General features: G+C 62.0%; 23 protein-coding genes and 1 pseudogene. 8 read left to right on the top strand and 16 right to left on the bottom strand.

What is annotated here, in order from left to right; all coding sequences use genetic code 11:
- Positions 1–55: 55 nt before the first annotated feature.
- A complete protein-coding gene (locus EEB11_RS03040; RefSeq protein WP_135428952.1) occupies positions 56–1,513 on the bottom strand; it encodes an aldehyde dehydrogenase family protein in 1,458 nt (485 codons plus the stop codon).
- 282 nt (positions 1,514–1,795) lie between these two features.
- Between EEB11_RS03040 and EEB11_RS03045 the strand changes: the two genes are divergently transcribed.
- Positions 1,796–2,452, top strand: coding sequence for a peroxiredoxin (locus EEB11_RS03045; RefSeq protein WP_135428953.1), 657 nt, complete (start codon positions 1,796–1,798; stop codon positions 2,450–2,452).
- Between the two features lie 45 nt (positions 2,453–2,497).
- Here EEB11_RS03045 and EEB11_RS03050 read toward each other — a convergent pair whose 3' ends face one another.
- The 9 genes and pseudogenes from EEB11_RS03050 to pyk all read right to left on the bottom strand — a co-directional run bounded on the left by EEB11_RS03050 (position 2,498) and on the right by pyk (position 10,369).
- Positions 2,498–2,758: a DUF6525 family protein gene (locus EEB11_RS03050; RefSeq protein ID WP_245298753.1), complete on the bottom strand. Its 261-nt coding sequence runs from the start codon at positions 2,756–2,758 to the stop codon at positions 2,498–2,500.
- A pseudogene (locus EEB11_RS03055) lies at positions 2,758–3,961 on the bottom strand (GTP-binding protein). Before EEB11_RS03055 ends, EEB11_RS03050 begins: the two are co-directional and overlap by 1 nt.
- Positions 3,962–4,098: 137 nt before the next feature.
- A complete protein-coding gene (locus EEB11_RS03060; protein ID WP_135428954.1) occupies positions 4,099–4,692 on the bottom strand; it encodes a L,D-transpeptidase in 594 nt (197 codons plus the stop codon).
- A gap of 167 nt (positions 4,693–4,859) precedes the next feature.
- The gene (pnp, locus tag EEB11_RS03065; RefSeq protein WP_135428955.1) at positions 4,860–7,001 is read right to left on the bottom strand and encodes a polyribonucleotide nucleotidyltransferase; all 2,142 of its coding nucleotides are present in this window, start codon (positions 6,999–7,001) and stop codon (positions 4,860–4,862) included.
- A 262-nt stretch (positions 7,002–7,263) separates the two neighbouring features.
- Positions 7,264–7,797: a dihydrofolate reductase family protein gene (locus tag EEB11_RS03070; protein ID WP_135428956.1), complete on the bottom strand. Its 534-nt coding sequence runs from the start codon at positions 7,795–7,797 to the stop codon at positions 7,264–7,266.
- 164 nt (positions 7,798–7,961) lie between these two features.
- Positions 7,962–8,327: a 50S ribosomal protein L20 gene (rplT, locus tag EEB11_RS03075; protein ID WP_135428957.1), complete on the bottom strand. Its 366-nt coding sequence runs from the start codon at positions 8,325–8,327 to the stop codon at positions 7,962–7,964.
- Positions 8,328–8,339: 12 nt separating this feature from the next.
- Positions 8,340–8,540: a 50S ribosomal protein L35 gene (rpmI, locus tag EEB11_RS03080; protein ID WP_100196796.1), complete on the bottom strand. Its 201-nt coding sequence runs from the start codon at positions 8,538–8,540 to the stop codon at positions 8,340–8,342.
- A gap of 131 nt (positions 8,541–8,671) precedes the next feature.
- On the bottom strand, positions 8,672–8,896 hold the full coding sequence (locus EEB11_RS03085; protein ID WP_135428958.1) for a hypothetical protein: 225 nt from the start codon (positions 8,894–8,896) through the stop codon (positions 8,672–8,674).
- Positions 8,897–8,923: 27 nt separating this feature from the next.
- Positions 8,924–10,369 (bottom strand): pyruvate kinase, encoded by a 1,446-nt coding sequence (pyk, locus tag EEB11_RS03090; RefSeq protein WP_135428959.1) that lies wholly within the window; start codon positions 10,367–10,369, stop codon positions 8,924–8,926.
- Positions 10,370–10,501: 132 nt separating this feature from the next.
- Between pyk and EEB11_RS03095 the strand changes: the two genes are divergently transcribed.
- The 3 genes from EEB11_RS03095 (at position 10,502) to EEB11_RS03105 (ending at position 12,666) form a co-directional block, all read left to right on the top strand.
- Positions 10,502–11,254 (top strand): N-formylglutamate amidohydrolase, encoded by a 753-nt coding sequence (locus tag EEB11_RS03095; protein WP_135428960.1) that lies wholly within the window; start codon positions 10,502–10,504, stop codon positions 11,252–11,254.
- Positions 11,255–11,407: 153 nt separating this feature from the next.
- The gene (locus EEB11_RS03100; protein ID WP_167852646.1) at positions 11,408–12,289 is read left to right on the top strand and encodes a calcium-binding protein; all 882 of its coding nucleotides are present in this window, start codon (positions 11,408–11,410) and stop codon (positions 12,287–12,289) included.
- A 56-nt stretch (positions 12,290–12,345) separates the two neighbouring features.
- The gene (locus EEB11_RS03105) at positions 12,346–12,666 is read left to right on the top strand and encodes a DUF1244 domain-containing protein (RefSeq protein ID WP_135428962.1); all 321 of its coding nucleotides are present in this window, start codon (positions 12,346–12,348) and stop codon (positions 12,664–12,666) included.
- Between the two features lie 30 nt (positions 12,667–12,696).
- Here the strand turns inward: EEB11_RS03105 and EEB11_RS03110 are convergent, their stop codons facing one another.
- Positions 12,697–13,557 (bottom strand): D-amino-acid transaminase, encoded by an 861-nt coding sequence (locus EEB11_RS03110; protein ID WP_135428963.1) that lies wholly within the window; start codon positions 13,555–13,557, stop codon positions 12,697–12,699.
- A 4-nt stretch (positions 13,558–13,561) separates the two neighbouring features.
- Complete coding sequence (gene dgcA / locus EEB11_RS03115) at positions 13,562–14,524, bottom strand: N-acetyl-D-Glu racemase DgcA (RefSeq protein ID WP_135429287.1); 963 nt, start codon at positions 14,522–14,524, stop codon at positions 13,562–13,564.
- A gap of 159 nt (positions 14,525–14,683) precedes the next feature.
- On the opposite strand from dgcA, the gene EEB11_RS03120 reads away from it, so the two are divergent.
- The 3 genes from EEB11_RS03120 to EEB11_RS03130 all read left to right on the top strand — a co-directional run bounded on the left by EEB11_RS03120 (position 14,684) and on the right by EEB11_RS03130 (position 17,204).
- A complete protein-coding gene (locus EEB11_RS03120; RefSeq protein WP_135428964.1) occupies positions 14,684–15,640 on the top strand; it encodes an L-malyl-CoA/beta-methylmalyl-CoA lyase in 957 nt (318 codons plus the stop codon).
- 293 nt (positions 15,641–15,933) lie between these two features.
- Positions 15,934–16,893 (top strand): acetyl-CoA carboxylase carboxyltransferase subunit alpha, encoded by a 960-nt coding sequence (locus EEB11_RS03125; RefSeq protein ID WP_135428965.1) that lies wholly within the window; start codon positions 15,934–15,936, stop codon positions 16,891–16,893.
- Positions 16,890–17,204 (top strand): DMT family transporter, encoded by a 315-nt coding sequence (locus EEB11_RS03130; RefSeq protein WP_135428966.1) that lies wholly within the window; start codon positions 16,890–16,892, stop codon positions 17,202–17,204. Before EEB11_RS03125 ends, EEB11_RS03130 begins: the two co-directional genes overlap by 4 nt.
- Before the next feature lie 11 nt (positions 17,205–17,215).
- On the opposite strand, the gene EEB11_RS03135 is transcribed toward EEB11_RS03130, so the two are convergent.
- From EEB11_RS03135 to EEB11_RS03150, 4 genes are read right to left on the bottom strand one after another with little or no spacing between them, the layout of a single operon-like run.
- Positions 17,216–17,920: an MgtC/SapB family protein gene (locus tag EEB11_RS03135; RefSeq protein WP_210134370.1), complete on the bottom strand. Its 705-nt coding sequence runs from the start codon at positions 17,918–17,920 to the stop codon at positions 17,216–17,218.
- Positions 17,921–17,964: 44 nt separating this feature from the next.
- On the bottom strand, positions 17,965–18,693 hold the full coding sequence (locus EEB11_RS03140; RefSeq protein WP_135428967.1) for a lysophospholipid acyltransferase family protein: 729 nt from the start codon (positions 18,691–18,693) through the stop codon (positions 17,965–17,967).
- Positions 18,693–19,589, bottom strand: a complete 897-nt coding sequence (locus EEB11_RS03145; RefSeq protein ID WP_135428968.1) for a cell division protein FtsX — start codon at positions 19,587–19,589, stop codon at positions 18,693–18,695. Before EEB11_RS03145 ends, EEB11_RS03140 begins: the two co-directional genes overlap by 1 nt.
- The gene (locus tag EEB11_RS03150) at positions 19,586–20,257 is read right to left on the bottom strand and encodes a cell division ATP-binding protein FtsE (protein ID WP_135428969.1); all 672 of its coding nucleotides are present in this window, start codon (positions 20,255–20,257) and stop codon (positions 19,586–19,588) included. Before EEB11_RS03150 ends, EEB11_RS03145 begins: the two co-directional genes overlap by 4 nt.
- A gap of 201 nt (positions 20,258–20,458) precedes the next feature.
- On the opposite strand from EEB11_RS03150, the gene EEB11_RS03155 reads away from it, so the two are divergent.
- Positions 20,459–21,307 carry a zinc-ribbon domain-containing protein gene (locus EEB11_RS03155; RefSeq protein ID WP_135428970.1) on the top strand — a complete coding sequence of 283 codons (849 nt, stop codon included), beginning with the start codon at positions 20,459–20,461 and terminating at the stop codon, positions 21,305–21,307.
- Positions 21,308–21,353 lie beyond the last annotated feature (46 nt).

The raw sequence follows: 21,353 nt of genomic DNA on the forward strand, positions 1-21,353 counted from the left end.
CCCGGGGGTGTTGCCCCCGGACCGATGCAGGTCATGATCTCAGAACAGCCAAAGCCTATTCAGCGGCGTCTTTCAGGGTAAAGTCATAGCCCGAAACGCTCTTGGCTTCGAGAAACTCTTCCAGACCCCAGACGCCGCCTTCACGGGCCCGGCCTGACTGTTTGACACCACCAAAGAATGACCCGGCCCCGCGCGACTTGCCGTTGATTTCGACCATGCCGGCTTTCAGCGCATGGCCCAGACGGTTGCCCCGGACCGGGTCACTGGACTGTACATAGTTGGTCAGGCCATACGGCGTGTCATTGGCAATGCGGATCGCTTCCTCCTCAGTGTCAAACGGGACAATGGCCAGCACCGGGCCAAAGATTTCCTCGCGTTCGATGGTCATGCCGGGTGTGACATCGGCAAAGATCGTCGGTTTGACATAGAAGCCACGGTTGAACCCCTCGGGCAACCCGGGGCCGCCGGCAACCAGCCGTGCGCCTTCATCAATGCCCTTCTGGATATAGCCCTGAATCTGCTCCCACTGGCGCTTGTTGACCACCGGGCCGACGTGCGGACCTGCCTCATGCGCCGGGCCGACGGCAATGCTGTTGGCAACCTCTGCAGCCTTTGCCACGGCCTTGTCATAGATACTGCGTTCCACCAACAGGCGCGATGGTGCGTTGCAGCTTTGGCCGGTGTTCTCCATCATCCGGCGCACCGACCATTCCACGGCATTGTCGCGGGCATCGGCAAACAGCAGGTTCGCTCCCTTGCCGCCCAGTTCCAGCGTGACCCGCTTCAGCGTCTCGGCCGCCGCCTTGGAAATCGCCTTGCCCGCGCGGGTTGACCCAGTGAAGGAAATCATCTCCACATCCGGGTGGGTGGACAGCTGGCTGCCGACGCCAGCGCCATCGCCGTTCACCAGGTTGAACACGCCCGATGGAATGCCCGCATCATGGCAGAACTCGGCGAACAGCATTGCATTCAGCGGGCTTTCTTCCGATGGCTTCAACACGCAGGTGCAACCCGCCAGCATCGCTGGAATGGCTTTCAGTGCAATCTGGTTGACCGGCCAGTTCCACGGCGTGATCAACCCGACCACACCAATCGGTTCCATCACGACGGCAGAGCCGGGGGCCTGGGGGCCAAGCGGGCGCACCCATTCGATCTCTTCGAATGCCGTGAGGAAGTTTTGCGTGTGCCAGGGCAGGCAGGGGGCTTGCTCTTCCAGGGCAAAATCAATCGGCGCACCCATTTCCATGGAAATGGCTTCGGCAAATTCCTGCAGACGGGCGTCGTACTGATCAAGGATCGCCGCAACCAGCCGGGCGCGTTCCTTTGGCGGAGTCGCAGCCCAGCCCGGCAAAGCGGCCTTGGCCGCAGCAACGGCGGCATCGGTATCCGCCTGATCGCCCAGAGAGATCACCGCGCAGGGTTCCTCATTCGAGGGATTGATCACCTGATAGTCGCAGGGGCTCGCCGGGGCGACCCAAGTTCCGTTGATGTAAAAATCGCGCTTCGTCAGCATTGGTGTGCTCCCGCTGTGAATTTGATCATATGCTGGACCGATAGCCCCCCCGCCGCAAGCAGCTTTGCGACCTGTGCCTGGGTTAGTCTGCCGTGATTTGACCATTTCGTCCGTCAGATCGCACGGTGCCTTGTGCTGCCGCTGCGTGATCGCATGGAAAAATAATTTTGCCGGACAGCACTTAGATGGGCTGATATTCTCATTCTGTGCATCTCTTCCGCTGGGGGATGCAATGACGTTCCAAAACCACTAACTTTCGTCTGACAAACGAAGGAGTCGTCCATGTCGATCCGTATCAATGACATTGCCCCAGATTTCACCGCCGACTCAACCGCCGGCACGATCAATTTTCACGAATGGCTCGGCGACAGCTACGCCATCATCTTCAGCCACCCGCGCGATTTCACGCCGGTCTGCACCACCGAATTCGGAGCGGTTGCCCAGCTGGCCGGTGAATTTGCCAAACGCAAAACAAAAGTGATCGGCGTTTCGGTCGATTCGGTCGCAGATCACGGCAAGTGGAAACGCGATATCGAAGCTTTCGCAGGCGCGCCTGCCGATTTCCCGATCATCGACGACACCAGCCTGACAGTGGCGAAAGCCTACGATATGTTGCCTGCCGAATTCTACCTGCCGACCGAAGGCCGCACCCCGGCCAACACGGCGACGGTCCGCACGGTTTATATCATCGGGCCGGATAGAAAGGTTCGGTTGACCATGACGTATCCGATGTCTGTGGGCCGTAACTTTGCCGAGATCCTGCGCGCGCTCGATGCTGTGCAGGCCACCGATGGCGTGCCGGTCGCTACCCCCGCCAACTGGGTGCCAGGGCAGGATGTGATTGTGGCGCTGTCGCTGAATGACGAACAGGCCACGGAAAAGTTCGGCGAGCTGGATATCAAGCTGCCCTATCTGCGCTTTGCCAAACAGTCGGTCTAGTGGACTGAAGTGACCAAAGGCTCCGGATGTTCTCCGGGGCCTTTTCTATCGAGGGTAATCACCGCCCCAGACCCGCACCGCCTCGCGCCGCAGGCTTGCACGTTCGGCAGCGGAAAGCCGGGCAAGGGCGGCATCAGGGCAACTCGTCTCTTGCAACGCGCGCGACCACAGCTTGCGCAACGACGTGGCGCTCCACGGCAACGCCGCCTCTGCTGCCCAAGCCCGAAGTGGCGCGGGCAGCCTGTCATGTGCCGCCATCGCATTGCTCGACCGCCACCGGGCGCGTGGAGAGGTCAGGTTACGCATCACGCCCCCTGCTGCCGCCGCCAGGTCGGGAATGGGTCTGGCAGACCGGCCCAAAGATGCGGTGAATAATCTGCGGTCTCGAACAGTGCCGCATCCAGCGCTGCCGTCAGCGCGTTCCGGTCCATTGCCGCGCAGATGAACACGATCTCCTGTCGCCGGTCGCCCCACGGCTCTTGCCAATGCCGCGCTAGCTCTGACAGTGCATCGGGATGGGTCGGCCAGCGGTCGCGCGGGACCGAGGCCCACCAGCCGCCCAAGGGCGCAACCGAAGACACTGCCCCGGCCAGCGAGAACTCGGCGACCCAGTTCGGGCGCGTGGCCAGCCAGAAGTGCCCCTTGGCCCGGATCACCCCCGGCAGATCACCGTTCAGCACCGCATGCACCTTTACCGGGTCAAACGGACGGCGGGCGCGGTAGACGAAAGAACTGATTCTGTATTCTTCGGTCTTGGGCGTGTGATGCGCAAAGCCATACAACTCCTTGGCCCACAACGGATGCTCCTGCGCGCGGTCGAAATCGAACAACCCGGTGCCCAAGATCGCCTGCGTGTCCACGCGGGAATGATCCGCCTCGATCAGCCGCGCAGCGGGGTTCAGCGCGTGGATGATCTTGCGCGCCGCATCCACCCGATCTGCCGCGGCATCGCTGCATTTGTTCAGGATGACGACATTGGCAAATTCGATCTGGTCGGTTAGCAGGTTGACGCAGCGTGCGGGTGTCGCCTTCGCCCATGACCTCTCCCCGGGCGGCCAGAAAATCATGGCTGGAAAAGTCGCGCAGCAGGTTGATGGCATCCACCACCGTGACCATCGTATCCAGTCGCGCCACGTCTGACAGACTATCGCCTGCTTCATCCCTGAAATCGAACGTGGCGGCGACCGGCAGCGGTTCGGCAATACCGGTGGATTCGATCAGCAAATAATCAAACCGCCCTTCGGACGCCAGACGACGCATCTCAATCAGCAAATCATCTCGCAGAGTGCAGCAGATGCAGCCGTTGGTCATCTCCACCAGCTTTTCCTCGGTGCGCGACAGGTCGGCCCCATCGCGGATCAGGTCGGCGTCGATGTTGACCTCGCTCATGTCGTTGACGATGACTGCAACGCGGCGGCCGTCTCGGTTGTTCAGCACATGATTGAGCAGGGTGGTCTTTCCGGCACCCAGAAAGCCTGAAAGGACAGTGACGGGAAGGCGATCACGCATGGCTGCTTCTTTGTGTAATAACATAACATAATTAGCGGAGACGATGCGCAACCTCAAGTCGAAATGTGTGGGGCGTTCCTGCCAAGACGCGCCAGTCGCAGCCGATGGCCGGTCCCTGCATGGACCGGCCCTGGCAGTCAGGCCGCCGCGCGTTTGGAATACAGCACGACATTCGCCCCGATCGGCACCATGTCGTACAGCTGCTGAATGTGGTCATTGACCAGCCGCACACAGCCATTCGACACCGCCGAGCCAATGGTCCAGGGCTCTGGCGTGCCGTGGATGCGCAAGAAGGTATCGCCACGCTGCTCGTCAAATAGATACAGCGCCCGCGCGCCCAGCGGATTACCGGGGCCACCGGGCATACCGTCGGCATATTTGGCGTAGGCGTCAGGATTGCGCTCGATCATGCTTTTGGTCGGCGTCCAACTGGGCCATTCTTTCTTGGCACCGATGGTGAACTGGCCCGCCTCATACAGATCACCCCGCCCGACACCTACGATAAACCGCAGCGCGCGACGCGGTTCCAGCAGCCAGTACAGGGAAAACGTGTTGGGATCGACCAGCAGTGACCCCGGTTCAAAGGCATCGCGCAGCCGGACAATCACCGGCGCGTGCTCTGGCGGGACGACATAGGTCGCAAGGTTGGGTTTGGATTGCGCAATCGCCGGGGCGGCCAGCAAAGCGGCCGAAGAGGACAGAAACAGGCGGCGAGTCAGGTCGGACGGCATATAGCATTCCTCGTAAATGTTTGGATACTTTTGCCACAGATACGTTCGGAAGACACCCACTGTGACCTTGCTCACGCGCATGTGTAGGGCGTTGACCACCTCTGGTGGCCACACACCAAAAAGCCCCGGCGTTTGCCGGGGCTTTCTGCGGGTCATGACCGGGACAACTATGCCTCGGACGACTCTTCTTTCTTTTCAGCGACTTCTTCGCCGGTTTCCTGATCGACCATCTTCATGCCAAGGCGCACCTTGCCGCGGTCGTCAAAGCCCAGAAGTTTGACTTTCACTTCCTGACCTTCTTTCAGGATCTCGTTCGGGTGGGTCAGACGCTTGTTTGCGATCTGGGATACGTGGACCAGACCATCACGCTTGCCGAAGAAGTTCACAAACGCGCCGAAGTCGACCAGTTTGACAACCTTGCCGGTGTAGATGCGGCCTTCTTCCGGCTCTGCCACGATCGAATAGATCATGTCATAGGCGCGCTTGATGGCGGCAGCATCACTGGAGGCAATCTTGATGATGCCTTCGTCGTTGATATCGACCTTGGCACCCGAAAGCTCCACGATCTCGCGGATGACCTTGCCGCCCGAGCCGATCACTTCCCGGATCTTGTCGGTCGGGATCTGCATCGTCTCGATCTTTGGCGCGTACTGGCTGAAGGCCTGCGCCTGAGTCAGCGCCTTGGCCATTTCATCCAGAATGTGCATCCGGCCATCTTTCGCCTGCGCAAGCGCCTGCTCCATGATTGCGGGCGTGATGCCGGCAATCTTGATGTCCATCTGCAGGCTGGTGATGCCATTGGCGGTGCCTGCCACCTTGAAATCCATGTCGCCGAGATGATCCTCGTCGCCCAGAATATCGGTCAGAATGGCATATTTGCCGTCATCTTCCAGAATCAGACCCATCGCCACACCGGCGACCGGGGCTTTCAGCGGCACGCCCGCATCCATCATGGAAAGCGATCCGCCGCAGACCGTGGCCATCGAGGAGGAGCCGTTCGACTCGGTGATCTCGGACACAAGGCGGATGGTGTAGGGGAAGTCGGTGCCAGCCGGCAGAACCGCCTGCAGCGCGCGCCATGCCAGCTTGCCATGGCCGATCTCGCGGCGTCCGGGCGGGCCGAAACGACCAACTTCACCAACCGAATAGGGTGGGAAGTTGTAGTGCAGCAGGAAGTTGGAGCGCGAATTGCCGGTCAGCGCGTCGATCATCTGCTCGTCTTCGCCGGTGCCCAGCGTGGTCACGACCAGCCCCTGGGTTTCCCCGCGGGTGAACAGGGCCGAGCCATGGGTCCGCGGCAGAATGCCAGTTTCCGACACGATCGGGCGCACAGTCTTGGTGTCACGCCCATCAATCCGCGCGCCACCGTTGATGATATCGCCACGCAGGATTGCGCTCTCCAGCTTCTTGATCGAAGCTCCAAGGTTTTCGTTGGCGAGGTCTTCTTCGCTCAACGCACCCTTGATTGCCGAAACGGCAGCCGAGATTGCGTTGGTGCGCTCTTGCTTGTCCTTGATCGCGAAAGCGGCGCGCATCTGCGCTTCGCCAGCGGTTCTGACCTTGGCATACAGCGCCGAATAATCTGCGGGCTGGAAGTCGAAGGGTTCTTTGGCGGCTTCTTCGGCAAAGTCGATGATCAGATCGATCACCGGCTGCATCGCGTCATGGCCGAACTTCACCGCGCCCAGCATTTCGGCTTCGGTCAGTTCATAGGCCTCGGATTCCACCATCATCACGGCGTCTTTGGTGCCGGCGATGACCAGATCAAGCCGTTGATCCGGGTTGTTGCGCAGGTTCTGCATGTCCTCGACATCTGGGTTCAGAACGTATTCACCGTTCGAGAAGCCGACACGCGCGGCACCGATCGGGCCCATGAAGGGCACGCCAGACACGGTCAGCGCGGCAGAGACGGCGACCATGGCAAGGATATCGGGTTCGTTGACCAGATCGTGGCTCAGCACGGTCACGATCACCAGAACTTCATGGTTGAACCCGTCGACGAACAGCGGGCGGATCGGACGGTCGATCAGGCGCGAGGTCAGCGTTTCCTTTTCCGAAGGACGCGCTTCGCGCTTGAAGAAACCACCGGGGATCTTGCCGGCGGCGTAGTAGCGTTCCTGGTAGTGGACGGTCAGCGGGAAAAAGTCTTGTCCCGGCTTTGCCTTCTTGGCAAAGGTCACGTTGGCCATGACGGAGGTGTCGCCCATGGTGGCGATCACCGAACCGTCGGCCTGACGGGCAACCTTGCCGGATTCCAGTGTGAGGGTTTCGTTGCCCCACTGGATGGATTTACGAGTCACGTTGAACATCTATCGTTCCCTATATGGAAGCACCCACGGCCCCTGCCGTGTCTTCCCTTTGCATGGCGGCCCCATTGCCGCCGCCCCCTATCCTTTGCATGCGGCCGGGGGCGGGCCTCACGTCGCAGATGGCGGGGCCATACAGGAAAATGGGGGCCTTGGGAAGCGGGCTGTTGCGGGGCGGGGGATGCCCCCTGTGTTACAGATGTGAGAGTCGCACGATTTCAATAGCTTAACCATGCGGAATTAACCCAGTGTTAACTTTTGCGCCCTAAGCGACAACGTAGCGTGAGGTGATCAAGCCCGATGCAAACGACTTCGACTTTATGAGGTGCAGATCAATATCGGCATCCAGCGGGCCGAACATGCGTTTGCCTTGCCCAATCAGGATCGGGACGACAGTTACGGTCATATCAGCGATCAATCCTTCGCGCATAAAGCTCTGAATGATCTTTCCGCCGTCGATATAGACACGTCTCCAGCCTTGATTTGACAGCGCGTGCATGAGGTCCCGCGGCGCGAGGGCACTGAGGGTCACTTTGCCGCGAAGATTTTCGGGAACATCATCTGACGTCATCGTGCTGCTCAACACGATAACTGGTTTTTCATAAGGCCAGGCGTCGAAGGTCAACACGGTCCGAAATGAGCCGCTGCCCATGACAATCCCATCCACAGAGGCCATGAACGCATCATTGCCATGATCTTCGCCTTCGGTTTTTTGCTTCATCAGCCAATCAAGACCAAAATCTTCGCGGGCAACAAACCCGTCAAGACTCATCGCCATAAACACGTGACCTGTCGCCATTTTCAACTCTCCCGATTGGATAAGAGAAGCCCGCTCTTCCCTTTGTTGCCTAAAACAAGTTGGCGATAACGACAACGACCGCTGCGTCCGCATAGCTGACGGTCGGCCCAAAATGCAAAAGGCCCCGCCGGGAGGCAGGGCCTTTCAAAAGACTATCGCGTGGATCAGGCGGCCAGAGCGGCCTTGGCCTGAGCGGCAATTGCGTTGAACGCCTCGGGCTCGTGCACAGCGAGGTCGGCGAGAACCTTGCGGTCCACTTCGATGCCGGCTTTTGCCAGGCCGTTGATCAGGCGCGAATAGGTCATTTCAAAGTCGAACAGACGCACGGCGGCGTTGATCCGCTGAATCCACAGGGCGCGGAACTGGCGCTTGCGGACTTTGCGGTCACGGGTCGCATACTGCTGGGCCTTGTCGACGGCCTGCGTGGCGGTGCGGAAGTTGGTCGAGCGGGCGGCGTAGTAACCGGCGGCTTTCTTGATGACCTTGCGGTGACGTGCGTGGGTGACGACACCAGATTTAACGCGGGACATGGGTGTCTCTCCTCAGCGGTCGTAGGGCATGTACTTCTTGACGATCTTGGTGTCCGAAGCGGACAGCAACATCGTGCCAGAAGCATCGCGAATGAACTTGGTCGTACGCTTGATCATGCCGTGACGTTTGCCGGCGACGCCAGCTTTGGCCCGACCGGACGCGGTGAAGCTGAAGCGCTTCTTCGCAGCGGATTTGGTCTTCATCTTGGGCATTTCGATCTCCAATCGTCATATGCGCGACTCGGCATGCCTAAGTTGGCCGGCCCCGCAGGCTTTCCAGAACGGCTCCTATAGGGGCGGCCCGCCTTGGGCGCAAGGCAAAAGAGTCATACGGCGTTGAGCGGTCAGTTCACAAAGCGGGCAATGACACGGAAGAAGATGTCGGGGATCTGCGCCAGGGCCACGCCGCCGGGCTTCTGGTTAAGTGCTATCACCACCAGCGTACCACCGATCAGCAGAATGATGGCAGCCGCCCGGGGCGGGCGGCTGTCAACAAGGGCGGAAAACATCGAGGGTACGGACAGGACGACAAGAACCGCCCCTATGACGAACATCAGGTCAGAGTCCATCGCTACCCCCAATAATCCTGGGACGGATTATTCAGGATCGGCTTTGTAAATCAACCGCTCATCACAGGGGGCCACGCGCAGGATGTTGGTGGTGCCCTGCACGTTGAACGGCACACCGGCGGTCAGCACGATCTGGTCGGTTTCTGTGGCGAAGCCATGCTGGCGCGCGGCGCGCACAGCCGAGATTACGGCACCTTTAAAACGGTCCTGCTCTTCTGTCATCACGCAATGGGTGCCCCAGGTAAGGCACAACCGGCGTGCGGTGCCGATCAACGGGGTCAGGGCGATGATCGGAACGCGCGGGCGTTCGCGTGACACGAGGTTCACCGTGGTGCCGGTTTGGGAGAACACGGCGATGGCCTTGATATCAGCCGATTCCGCAATTTCGCGCGCGGCAGCGACGATACCATCGGCCACGGTAGAGCGGACCACCTGGCGGCTGGATTCGATGATCTGGCGATAGGTCGGGTCGCTTTCGACCGAAATAGCCACGTTGTTCATCGTGGTCACCGCTTCGATTGGGAATTTCCCGGCTGCGGATTCGGCCGACAGCATGACGGCGTCGGCACCTTCATAGATGGCCGTTGCGACATCCGACACCTCGGCCCGCGTGGGCATCGGCGATTCGATCATCGATTCCAGCATCTGGGTGGCGACGATCACCGGTTTGGCAGCGGCACGGGCCTTGCGGACAAGGCGCTTCTGGATCGGCGGCACCGAATAGACCGGCAGCTCGACGCCAAGGTCGCCACGCGCGACCATGATGCCATCCGACACGGCAAGAATGGCGTCATAGGCTTTCACGGCGGCTGGCTTTTCGATTTTCGACAGAACCAGAGCGCGGCCCTTAACCAGATCCTTGGCTTCGGTCACGTCTTCCGGGCGCTGCACGAAGGACAGGGCAATCCAGTCGACGCCGATGTCGCAGGCGAATTCCAGATCCTTGAGATCCTTTGCCGACAGGGCCGCCAGCGGCAGCACCACATCGGGCACGTTGACGCCCTTTCGGTTGGAAATCGATCCACCGACGGTAACAGTGCAATTGGCGTAATCGGCACCGCAATCATCGACGATCAGGCGGATCTTGCCGTCGTTAACCAGCAGCGAAGCGCCGGGTTCGAGGGCAGCAAAAATCTCGGGGTGTGGAAGCTGCACGCGGGTGGCGTCGCCCGGCGTGGCATCCAGGTCGAGGCGGAACTTGTCGCCATCGGCCAGATCATAGGACTCTTCTGCAAAGGTGCCGACCCGCAGCTTGGGCCCCTGAAGGTCCGCCAGAATGGCGATGGGGCGACCGGTATCGGATTCGACCTGCCGGATGATGGCGTGGCGCGCGCGGATTTCGTCATGCGTGCCATGGCTCATGTTCAGGCGGAACACATCTGCCCCCGCCTCGAACAAAGCGCGGATCATTTCATAATCATTGGATGCGGGCCCCAGAGTGGCCACGATCTTAACATTCCGAAGGCGTCTCATGCCTTGTTCCTTCTTCGGTTATCACTTCGTGGTGGGCCACGGATGGGGATAAAGCAATCGGACGTGCGGGGCAACTGGCGCTTTTGGCCCAAACCGCCTAAACGGTTAAAAGCATGGCGGAGTAAAAAAAGCATGACAGAATTTCGCCCGGAAATCAGGCACGAGGCATTTGAAATCCTTGGGGCCGCGCGCAGGGGGCTGTGGCTGGTGACCTGTGATCACGCCACAAACCGAGTGCCGGAGTGGCTGGGTGGCACGCTTGGGATCACGTCAGAAGATATGGCACGACACATCGCTTACGATGTAGGCGCGCGGGGGCTGTCGGTTGCGCTGGGCGAGGCGCTGGACAGCCCGGTGGTCTGTTCCGATTTCAGCCGGCTTGTGATTGACCCGAACCGGGGCGAAGATGACCCCACGCTGGTCATGAAGCTGTATGACGGCACCATCATCCCCGCGAACCGGCATGTTGGCCCGACGCAGGTGGAGGAGCGGTTGCAGCGCCTGTACCGGCCCTATCATGCGGCGCTGGCACAGATGGCTGGGGGGCGGGCCATTCTGGCGATCCATTCCTTTACACCGGCCCTGAAGGGCCGCCCGCCCCGGCCCTGGCACATCGGCGTGCTGCACAGCCCCGAGGATGAACGCCTGTCGCGCGCGGTGATCACAGAGCTGCAGGCCGTACCCGACTGGTGTGTGGGCGACAACGAGCCCTATTCCGGTCATCTTCCCGGAGATGCGATTGACCGCCACGCCCTGAAGCCGGGGCGGCACAACACGTTGATCGAAGTGCGCAATGACCTGATCGGGTCCGTCGTGGAACAGCAAGACTGGGCGCGACGGCTGGCTCCGGCGCTGACGGCGGCGCTGGGCGCGGTTGCAGGCTGAAAACCGCAAGGTGCGAAAACGGCAACAATGTCAGAAACGCCTGTGCCAGTGTTGCGGGCGGTTCGGGTAATGCTTCAAACGGCTTGACGGGCGGCATTTATGTGGCGCAAGTGAATCGAGTTTTCTTAAAACCACTTTGTTGTGGAGTTGCCCGTGGAACTATTGCTTTTGCTTCCCCTTTTGCTGGTCGGCGGTCTGGTTTTTGGTGGCGGGAATGATGACGATGATTCACCGCCGGACGAGGCAGAGGAGGTTCAGGCCGGAACCTCTGGGCCAGATCTTCTTCTGGGGGACAGCGGCGCGGATTTGATCCACGGTCTGGAGGGCGATGACGTTCTTCACGGAGACGCCGGGCCTGACCGTCTGAACGGCGGCGTGGGCAATGATATTCTTCTGGGTGGTGCGGGCGATGATGTGCTGTCCGGCAGTCTTGGCCGCGACATGCTGATTGGCGGGGCCGGGAATGATCTGCTGTACGGCGGCTTTGGCGCTGATGTGCTGATCGGGTCCAGCGGATCAGACTCGCTGTTGGGCGGAGAAGGCGCTGACACATTGATCGGGCTGGAATATGACCTGATTGCTGAAGAACTTTCAGAAGTGGCGGATGAAATCGAGGCGCTCGTCCGCGATTCCGGGCTTCCGGCGGCTGATCTGATTGCGGCACGGATCGGGGAGGGCGTGATATCGGGCAATCCGGCAGAGCGTGGCCCGGATGTGCTGGACGGCGGCGCGGGGAATGATGTGCTGATCGGCGATGATGGCGACACGCTGACCGGAGGCGAAGGCGTCGACGAGTTTGTCATTGCCTGGCGTGACGGCGAAGATGCCAGCCTCATCACGGATTTTGACCATCAGACAGAGACCCTGACACTTCTGTTGGCTGATCCCGATGCCGCCACGATCCTGATTCAGGCGGATGGGCCCACGGACAGCGTCTTGCTGGTGAATGGCGAGGCTGTGGTCCGGCTGGCCGGCCAGACAGCGGCAGCGCTTGCGGTGAACCCTTCGGCATGGCTGTTCCGCGCCGAGATATGACCCAAGACTTGCGACCCCGGCCCGGATCGGACATTCTGTCCGGGCAGGAGGATACCATGGCCCTTGATGACCAGACTCGAACCGAACTGGAGGCTGCGGCGTTCCGCGCGCTGATGCAGCATCTTCTGGAAAAGCGGCCTGATGTGCAGAACATCGACCTGATGACCATGGCCGGGTTCTGCCGTAATTGCCTGAGCCGATGGTATCAGGAAGCGGCCAATGCGCGTGGGATCGAAATGGACAAGGCTGCCGCGCGTGAGATTGTTTATGGCATGCCCTATGATGAGTGGGTGGCCCGGAACCAGACCGAGGCAGATGCAGGCAAACAGGCGGCCTTTACCGAGGCTTTTGCCAAGAACGTCGGCAAGGCGGAGTAGGGGCTGGCCCGGTCAGGGCCAGCCGCAGGGTCAGATTGCGGCTTTGCGCATCTCATCAAGATACAGCTCGCGCAGGCGCTGGGCGACCGGGCCGGGTTTGCCGGTGCCCACCGGCTTGCCGTCAATCTCCACCACGGGCATGACGAAGATCGACGCGGCGGTAGAGAAAGCCTCGTCGGCGTTTTGGGCTTCTTCGATGGTGAAGGGGCGTTCTTCCACCTCGAACTGCGCCTCGGCGGCGAAGCGCAGGACGGCAACGCGGGTGATGCCGTGCAGGATATCAGTGGAAAGCTGGCGCGTGATGATGCGGTTGCCCTTGACGATATAGGCGTTGTTCGACGTGCCTTCGGTTACGGCCCCGTCTTCGACAAACCAGCTGTCATCGACCCCGGCCTTTTTCGCAGCCATCTTGCCCATCGATGGGTACAGCAGTTGCACCGTTTTGATATCGCGCCGGTCCCAGCGCAGATCGGGGATCGAGATGACGCGGAAGCCAGTTTTCGCGGCAGGGGCATCGGCGAGGTTGGGGATATCCTGCGTGAAGGCCACGATGGTTGGCGGCAGGTCGGCGGGCGGGAAGACAAAGCTGCGGTCGCCGGGGTTGCCGCGCGTGACCTGCAGATAAATCATGCCTTGGTCGATGTTGTTCAGCGCCACCAACTCGCGGTGCATGGCGACGAGGTCTTCATCCGAACAGGGGGCGGCCACGTCGAGTTCGGACAGGCTGCGGTGCAGGCGTTTGATATGGCCGTCAAAGTCGATCAGCTTGCCATCGAGCACCGATGTGACCTCATACACCCCATCGGCCATCAGGAAGCCGCGGTCAAAGATCGACACGGTGGCCTCGTGTTCGGGCAGGTACTGGCCGTTGACATAGACGGTGCGGGTCATGATGCTATCCCCATAGGGCCGGATGCGGCGGGTGAATGCCGTGTTCGACGAACAGCAGCGGGTTGTCGCGGTCTTGGGCCAGCAAAAGCGGTCCGTCAAGGTCTGTGAAGGCCACGCCTTGCGCAAGGATTGTGGCAGGGGCCATCGCAAGGCTGCTACCGACCATGCAGCCGACCATGATGCCAAAGCCCATGGCTTGCGCCTCGGCCTTCAGCGCAAGGGCTTCGGTCAAGCCGCCGGTCTTGTCGAGTTTGATGTTGATGACGTCGTATTTACCATGCAGCGCTGGCAGGCTTTCGCGGTCGTGGCAGGATTCATCGGCGCAGACCGGCAGGGGGCGGGCGATTTCAGCGAGCATGTTGTCGTCCCCGGCGGGGAGCGGCTGTTCCACCAGCGCCACGCCCATCGCAACGAGGCGGGGGGCGAGGTCGGCGTAGATCTCTGGCGTCCAGCCTTCGTTGGCGTCGATGATCAGGGTGGCGTTGGGGGCGCCTTGGCGGACGGCTTCGAGGCGGGGCATGTCATCAGGCGTGCCGAGTTTGATCTTCAGCACCGGGCGGTGAGCGTTCTGCGCCGCCTGCGCCTGCATCGCGGCGGGGGTGTCGAGCGACAGGGTGAAGGCGGTGATCACCGCGCGCGGGGCAGGGAGGTGGAGCAGATCCCACACCCGTTTGCCCGCCGCCTTCGCCTCCAGATCCCAGAGCGCGCAGTCCAGCGCATTGCGGGCGGCACCGGGGGGCAGGTCGCGGGCAAGGGTTTCGCGGGTGATCCACGGGGCGGTGGCGGCGATCTGGGCCAGCACTCCGGCTACCGTTTCGCCATAGCGCGCATAGGGCACCGCCTCGCCCCGGCCGTGATGGCCATCGCGGGTGACGGTCGCGGTGACCACTTGCGCGGTGGACTTGGACCCGCGCGAAATGGTGAAGGTGTGGGCAAGTGGGAAGGTATCTGCGGTGACGGTGATCATGCGGTGCTCGGCCAGCCTTTTGTCATTCATTGCCCGAGGCCGCAGGGGGTGCAAGGTTGAAGCGCGATGCTGCGATTGCAAACAAGGGATTGTGGTTTGCTGCGCAATAATCTATCGCTGCGGCGCAGAGTCGTGAAATTAACTTGCCTGAGGCCGCCGATGAGCTTTCGTATCCAGCCCGCCCCGCCTGCCCGTCCGAACCGTTGCCAGTTGTTCGGCCCCGGATCGCGCCCGGCCTTGTTTGAAAAGATGGCGGCGTCGGCGGCGGATGTGATCAATCTGGATCTGGAGGACTCGGTCGCCCCCGGCGACAAGGATGCGGCGCGGGCGAATATCATCACGGCGATCAACACGGTGGACTGGGGGAACAAAACCCTGTCGGTGCGGATCAACGGGCTGGATACGCCATTCTGGTATCGAGATGTGGTGGATCTGCTGGAGCAGACGGGCGACCGGCTTGACCAGATCATGATTCCCAAGGTCGGCTGCGCGGCGGATGTCTATGCGGTGGATGCGCTGGTGACTGCGGTAGAGCGGGCCAAGGGACGCATCAAGCCGATCAGTTTCGAGGTGATCATCGAGAGTGCGGCAGGGATTGCGCATGTGGAGGAGATTGCGGCCAGCAGCCCGCGCTTGCAGGCGATGAGTCTGGGTGCCGCGGATTTTGCGGCCAGCATGGGGATGCAGACCACCGGGATCGGTGGGACGCAGGAGAATTATTACATGCTGCAAGGCGGGGTGAAGCACTGGTCGGACCCGTGGCACTGGGCGCAGGCGGCGATTGTGGCGGCCTGCCGCACGCATGGCATCTTGCCGGTTGACGGGCCGTTTGGCGATTTTTCCGACGATGAGGGGTTCCGCGCGCAGGCGTGGCGGTCCGCTACGCTGGGAATGGTTGGAAAATGGGCGATCCACCCCAAGCAGGTCGCGCTGGCCAATGAGGTCTTTACCCCATCCGACGCAGCTGTAACCGAGGCGCGCGAGATTCTGGCTGCAATGGAGGCAGCCAAGGCACGCGGCGAGGGTGCGACGGTCTTCAAAGGCCGTCTGGTAGACATTGCCAGCATCAAACAGGCCGAGGTGGTGGTGCGTCAGGCCGAAATGATTGCCGGGTAACGCAAGGTCATGTCGGAATCGTTGACAACATGCCACACTGTGGTCAATGCTCCGTAACCAGCGCCTGAAATACGGGCAGTCTGAAAAGAATACCCGCGCTGCGCACCAGGGGAGAGGAGGCCCCCGCGCAGCATCTGGGGAGGATGCACGCCCCGAACCAGCGGTTCGGGGCGCTGCTGTTTCGGGGGGCCATCAAAGCAGCCTGATGCAGATTGCGCGCGGTCTGTCGGGGGCGCGGTTGCATTGCCCGGCAGGCAGGGGCATATAGTGCCCTGTCCTTCACGGAGTGCCCGATGAATTACCTTGAGTTCGAAAAACCCCTCGCCGAAATCGAAGGCAAGGCCGAAGAGTTGCGCGCCATGGGGCGCAGCAATCCGGAAATGGACATTGCCCGCGAGGCCGAGGCGCTGGACAAGAAGGCCGAGGCGATGCTGCGCGATCTGTACAAGGATCTGTCGCCCTGGCGGAAATGTCTGGTGGCGCGCCACCCGGAACGCCCGCATTGCAAAGATTACATCGAGGCGCTGTTCAGCGAATATACGCCGCTGGCGGGGGACCGGAATTTTGCCGATGACCATGCGGTGATGGGCGGGCTTGCGCGGTTTAACGACCAGCCGGTGGTTCTGATCGGCCATGAAAAGGGCAATGACACCAAATCGCGGATCGAGCGGAATTTCGGGATGGCGCGGCCCGAGGGCTATCGCAAGGCGATCCGGCTGATGGATCTGGCCGACCGGTTCCGGTTGCCGGTGATCACGCTGGTGGACACGCCCGGTGCATACCCCGGCAAGGGCGCCGAGGAGCGTGGGCAGGCCGAGGCGATTGCGCGCAGCACCCAGAAATGTCTGGAAATCGGCGTGCCGCTGATTTCGGTCGTGATCGGTGAAGGCGGGTCGGGCGGGGCGGTGGCCTTTGCCACGGCGAACCGGGTGGCGATGCTGGAACACAGCGTCTATTCGGTGATCTCGCCCGAGGGCTGTGCCAGCATCCTGTGGAAGGACGCCGAGAAGATGCGCGAAGCCGCCGAGGCCCTGCGCCTGACGGCGCAGGATCTGCAGAAGCTGGGCGTGATCGACCGGATCATCAAGGAACCGATGGGCGGCGCGCAGCGCGGCCGGAAGGAAACCATCGAGGCGGTGGGCAAAGGCATCGAGGCGATGCTCAAAGAGCTGTCGGGCAAGAAGCCCGAGGCGCTGATCAAGGACCGCCGGTCGAAATTCGTCGAGATGGGGACCAAGGGTCTGGCGGCATGAGCCCTTGGGTTCTGGTGCTTCTGGCGGGGTTGCTGGAAACCGGCTGGGCGATCGGGCTGAAGTATTCAGACGGCTTTACCCGGCCGGTCCCGACCATCCTGACCATCCTGGGCGCGCTGGCCAGCTTCTGGCTGCTGTCCTTGGCAATGAAGGATCTGCCGGTGGGCACGGCCTATGCCGTCTGGGTTGGCATCGGCACCTTGGGCACCGCCATTCTGGCGGTGATCCTGTTTGGTGAGCCGGTCAATGCGGTGCGGGTTCTGGGTATCTTGCTGATCCTGAGCGGGATCACTGCGCTGAGATTGGCCTAAGGCCATCCCAGTCATTCCGCCGGGTCGAGCGAGACTTTTTGCACCAGCGGATTTTCCTGCAAGCCGACGCTCAAGGCATCAAGGTCAAGACCGCGCCTGGGTTGGGTGACCGTGGTGGTCAAGCTGACCGCATCGGTGCTGCGGGACAGGGCAATTTGGCCGGGCGTCAGACCATGGGCCTTGAGATGTCTTGTCAGATCGGTGCATCGGAAACCGGGCAAGGCGGTCACACTGACGCGCAACCCGATATGGATCGGCAATAGAATCTGTATCACGCGCAGGGCGACCAGCACCGCCAACACGATCAGCGTGCCGATGACGGCCAGTTCCAGAATGCCTGCGCCGTAGACGATGCCAAGCGATGCCGTGACCCAGAGCGAGGCAGCCGTGGTCAGACCCTGCACCGACAACCCTTCTCGAAAGATCACGCCCGCGCAGAGAAAGCCGATGCCGGTCAGGATGGCATGCGGCATGCGGGACATGTCGCTGACGATCTGAGTGCCGGGCAGCAGCACCGTATCCCAGTCAGCCTGTCGTGCCGCGATCAGCATCATCAACGCCGAGCCGAAGCAGACAAGAGTGTGCGTGCGCAGTCCGGCAGGCTTGCGCTGCAATTCGCGTTCGGCCCCGATCAGGGCACCAGTGATCAGGCTGCCCACCAGCGGCAGCATCAGTGGGGCGGAGTGAAGCGTGGTGTATAGACTTTCAAGGGTCATCAGGCAGCAACTCCGGCCCGGGCAACCGGTTCCCGCCATGCGGCCTATGGCTTGCGGAACCCGGCCTCAATCAGCAGCGCGTCAGAGGTGGTTTCGATGTCGTGCTCCAGCCGTTTCATGAAATCGGCCACTCGCAGGCCGGGTTCGATGCGGGGCAGGAAATGCACGACACAGGTGCCGGGTTTGCGCAGGATGCCGCGCTTGGGCCAGTACACCCCGATGTTGGTCGCGACCGGCACGCAGGGCTGGCCGAGTTGGTCATAGATCAGGCCCGAGCCAACCTTGTAGGGTTTGTCCACGCCGGGGGCGACGCGGGTGCCTTGCGGATAGATCACCAACTGGCCTGGGTCGGTGGCGGTGCGGGCGACATCGGCTTTCATGCTGGCGATGGCCGCGCCGCGCTTGCCCCGGTCGACAAAGACACAGCCGATGCGCCGGGCGTATTGGCCAAGGAAGGGTGCGTAGATCAGCTCGCGCTTCATGATGAACTTGCCGCGCGGGATGGCGTTGAAGATCACCAGAATATCAAAGAAACTCTGGTGTTTTGCGGCGACGATCACTTCGTCTGTGGGCGGTGTGCCGCGCACCTCGACCTGCAGGCCAAGCATGATGCGGGCGGTGAAGATCACCCAGCGGCAGTAAGTGTGGCAGGCGGCAAAGGCGCCCTCGCGGGAAAACAGCGCCCAGGGGGCAAAGACGACGGCGATGACGGCCATGGCCAGATACATCTGGATGTTGAACAGCAAAGACAGGATCCAGCGGACGGCAAGCATCAGGTCAGCCCTTTCAGGGTGCGGAAGGCAGCGGCTCGGGTGGCCGCAAAGGCCAGAACAGCGACAACAGGCGGCAGCAGCAGCGGTAACAGCCAGCCAAAGCCCTGAAACCCCAGTCCGGTCAGGAAGGCCCCGGCCTCGTCTGCGCGGGGAAGCAGAGCGACAAGGGTCATGGCCAGAACCGTGCCGATAGCCGCCCCGGACAATGCGCGCAAGGTGAAGCGGCGCACAAAGGCGCGGACGATATAGGCATCCTTTGCGCCCACCAGCCGCAGCACCCGGATGACGGGCAGGTTGGCCGACAGGGCGGAATTGGCAGCCAGCGTGATCATCGCCGCAGTAGATCCGGCAATCAGAATCAGCGACAGCGCGCCCAGCAGGCGCAGCCGTTCGGCCGCCTGAGCCATCGGGCGGCGCCAGCGGGTATGGTCATCGAGCACCGCGCCCGGCGCTTCGGCCGCAAGACGCAGGCGCAGGCCTTCGCTGTCATAGCCGGGGCGGGCCTCGGTCAGTTCGATCAGGCGGGGCAGCGGCAGGGCTTCAACCGGCAGGTCCGGGCCAAACCAAGGCTCCAGCAGGGCGCGCTGTTCTTCAGTGTCCAGCGCGCGGGCGGTGTCGATGCCGGGTGTGGTGGCAAGCAGGGCCAGAACAGCGGCCACCTGAGTGTCCAGCTGTTCCGGTGGAGCAGAGATGCGGATGGTCGCGGTGCCCGCAAGGGCAGAGGCCCAGCGGTCAGCCAGCCGACCAGAGGCCAGCGACAGCGCCAGCGCAAACACCGCCAGAAACGCCATTGCGGCGGCGGTGAACAGGGTCAACTGCGCCGTGAAGCCCGAGGGTGGCACCACGCGGTCGGCCTGCCGGTCGGGCGCAAGAAGGGCGGGAAGGGCGAATTTCACAGATCGGCCCCCGCAAGCTGCACCCGGCGGTTCTGGATGCGCAGTACCCTCGCGGCCAGCTGCGATTTTGCCTGCCGGATCAGGTTCATGTCATGGGTGGCGATCAGGATGGTCTTGCCCATCCGGTTCAGCTCGACCAGCAGGGTCAGCAGACGCAGCGACATATCCCAATCCAGATTGCCGGTGGGTTCATCGGCAAGGACCACATCGGGCGACATGATGATGGCGCGGGCAAGGGCCGCGCGCTGACGCTCGCCCCCCGACAGCTGCGGCGGCAGGGCATCGGCCAGTTTGCCCAGACCCACCCAATCGAGCAAGGCCGTCAGATCCTGCGCATCGCCTGCACGGCTGGCAACCGTCAGCGGCAGGGCCACATTGGTGACCAGTGGCAGGTGGTCCAGAAACTGGCAATCCTGATGCACCACGCCGATGCGCCTGCGGCTGAGCGCCACATCGTCGCGGGTCATCATCCGCGCGTCTCGGTCAAAAATCGACACCCGGCCTGCGGTGGGCCGCAACTCGGCATAGGCCAGTTTCAGAAACGTGGATTTTCCCGCACCAGAAGGCCCGGTCAGAAAGTGGAATGACCCCGGTGCCAGCCGCAGGGTGACATCGGACAGCAATTCGCCGCCGCCATAGTTGAAACCCACATTCTCGAACGCGATCACTCAGTGGCCCCCCATGGCATGGCGGCAGAATTGCGCAAAGTGGGTGCGGATACAATCGCGGACGGGCAGGATACAAGGCCCTGTGTTGCGAATGCGCCAAAGGAACAGCGGCTTGGGGTGCCCGACAAACTCTTGGCCTTGCGCCATATCGTTGCTAGTGTCTGTTAACATCCGGGAATATCCGGGAAAGGGTTTTGTGGCATGCGCCTGATCTGTCCGAACTGCGACGCCCAGTATGAGGTGGACGACAGCGCCATTCCGGACGCCGGGCGTGACGTGCAATGTTCCAACTGTGGCCATGCCTGGTTTCAGATGCCCGAGAGCGCGGAAGAGGATCTGACCGACGCGCTGTACCGCGAGCCCGAGCCGGAAGCGGTGCCGGTAGGACCCGCCGCCGTTGCCCAGACCGAAGCGCCCGATGAAGACCCCGATGACGATGAGGAGCCGGAACCGCCTCCCGCACCACGGGCGGGCGCGGCCCCTGTCAGGCGCGTGCTGGACGCCGATGTTTTAGCCATCCTGCGCGAGGAGGCCGAGCTTGAGCTGGCCGCCCGCAAGGCAGAGGGCGTGGGCATCGAAATGCAGGGCGATCTCGGACTGCCGCCGCCAGTGTCGCCGGTCGTGGGGTCGGCCGCCGCCGCTGCGGCGGCCACCGCCGCGGCGCGGACGGACACTGACCGCCGGATTGCCACGATGAAGGGCGAGGCGGTGCCGCCACCGCGCGCGGCGGCGCGGCGCGATCTGCTGCCCGATATCGAAGAGATCAACTCCAGCCTGCGGCCAAACGATACGGCGGTCAGCCGTGAAGAGGCGCGCCAGGCCAAAGCAGCATCCTCGGGATCAGGGTTCCGGTCGGGCTTTGCGTTGGCGCTGTTGCTGGCGATCGTGGTTGTGGCGCTGTACGTGATGGCACCGCAGATTTCGGCGCAGATTCCGGGAGCGGCCGATGCTATGGCATCCTATGTTGCAATGATCGACTCGCTGCGCCAGTCGATTGACGGTTTGATACGACGCGCGACCGGGGCGCTGAACGGCCTGACCGGCGGTTAGTCCGGCGGATAGTCTGCGCGGGTGACGCGGCGTTGCGGGTGACAAG

The organism is Pseudotabrizicola sediminis (genome assembly GCF_004745575.1).
GTDB classification, from domain to species: Bacteria; Pseudomonadota; Alphaproteobacteria; order Rhodobacterales; family Rhodobacteraceae; genus Pseudotabrizicola; species Pseudotabrizicola sediminis.

What these genes read in the sequence shown, in the direction of transcription:
- pyk (WP_135428959.1), bottom strand. Translation starts at nt 10,369, where the DNA reads ATGAGACGCCTTCGGAATGTTAAGATCGTGGCCACTCTGGGGCCCGCA.
- EEB11_RS03060 (WP_135428954.1), bottom strand. Translation starts at nt 4,692, where the DNA reads ATGCCGTCCGACCTGACTCGCCGCCTGTTTCTGTCCTCTTCGGCCGCT.
- EEB11_RS03130 (WP_135428966.1), top strand. Translation starts at nt 16,890, where the DNA reads ATGAGCCCTTGGGTTCTGGTGCTTCTGGCGGGGTTGCTGGAAACCGGC.
- EEB11_RS03105 (WP_135428962.1), top strand. Translation starts at nt 12,346, where the DNA reads ATGGCCCTTGATGACCAGACTCGAACCGAACTGGAGGCTGCGGCGTTC.
- EEB11_RS03110 (WP_135428963.1), bottom strand. Translation starts at nt 13,557, where the DNA reads ATGACCCGCACCGTCTATGTCAACGGCCAGTACCTGCCCGAACACGAG.
- rpmI (WP_100196796.1), bottom strand. Translation starts at nt 8,540, where the DNA reads ATGCCCAAGATGAAGACCAAATCCGCTGCGAAGAAGCGCTTCAGCTTC.
- EEB11_RS03140 (WP_135428967.1), bottom strand. Translation starts at nt 18,693, where the DNA reads ATGCTTGCCGTCCGCTGGATCCTGTCTTTGCTGTTCAACATCCAGATG.
- EEB11_RS03070 (WP_135428956.1), bottom strand. Translation starts at nt 7,797, where the DNA reads ATGGCGACAGGTCACGTGTTTATGGCGATGAGTCTTGACGGGTTTGTT.
- pnp (WP_135428955.1), bottom strand. Translation starts at nt 7,001, where the DNA reads ATGTTCAACGTGACTCGTAAATCCATCCAGTGGGGCAACGAAACCCTC.
- rplT (WP_135428957.1), bottom strand. Translation starts at nt 8,327, where the DNA reads ATGTCCCGCGTTAAATCTGGTGTCGTCACCCACGCACGTCACCGCAAG.
- EEB11_RS03085 (WP_135428958.1), bottom strand. Translation starts at nt 8,896, where the DNA reads ATGGACTCTGACCTGATGTTCGTCATAGGGGCGGTTCTTGTCGTCCTG.
- EEB11_RS03125 (WP_135428965.1), top strand. Translation starts at nt 15,934, where the DNA reads ATGAATTACCTTGAGTTCGAAAAACCCCTCGCCGAAATCGAAGGCAAG.
- EEB11_RS03120 (WP_135428964.1), top strand. Translation starts at nt 14,684, where the DNA reads ATGAGCTTTCGTATCCAGCCCGCCCCGCCTGCCCGTCCGAACCGTTGC.
- EEB11_RS03135 (WP_210134370.1), bottom strand. Translation starts at nt 17,920, where the DNA reads ATGACCCTTGAAAGTCTATACACCACGCTTCACTCCGCCCCACTGATG.
- EEB11_RS03155 (WP_135428970.1), top strand. Translation starts at nt 20,459, where the DNA reads ATGCGCCTGATCTGTCCGAACTGCGACGCCCAGTATGAGGTGGACGAC.
- EEB11_RS03050 (WP_245298753.1), bottom strand. Translation starts at nt 2,758, where the DNA reads ATGCGTAACCTGACCTCTCCACGCGCCCGGTGGCGGTCGAGCAATGCG.
- EEB11_RS03040 (WP_135428952.1), bottom strand. Translation starts at nt 1,513, where the DNA reads ATGCTGACGAAGCGCGATTTTTACATCAACGGAACTTGGGTCGCCCCG.
- EEB11_RS03045 (WP_135428953.1), top strand. Translation starts at nt 1,796, where the DNA reads ATGTCGATCCGTATCAATGACATTGCCCCAGATTTCACCGCCGACTCA.
- EEB11_RS03095 (WP_135428960.1), top strand. Translation starts at nt 10,502, where the DNA reads ATGACAGAATTTCGCCCGGAAATCAGGCACGAGGCATTTGAAATCCTT.
- dgcA (WP_135429287.1), bottom strand. Translation starts at nt 14,524, where the DNA reads ATGATCACCGTCACCGCAGATACCTTCCCACTTGCCCACACCTTCACC.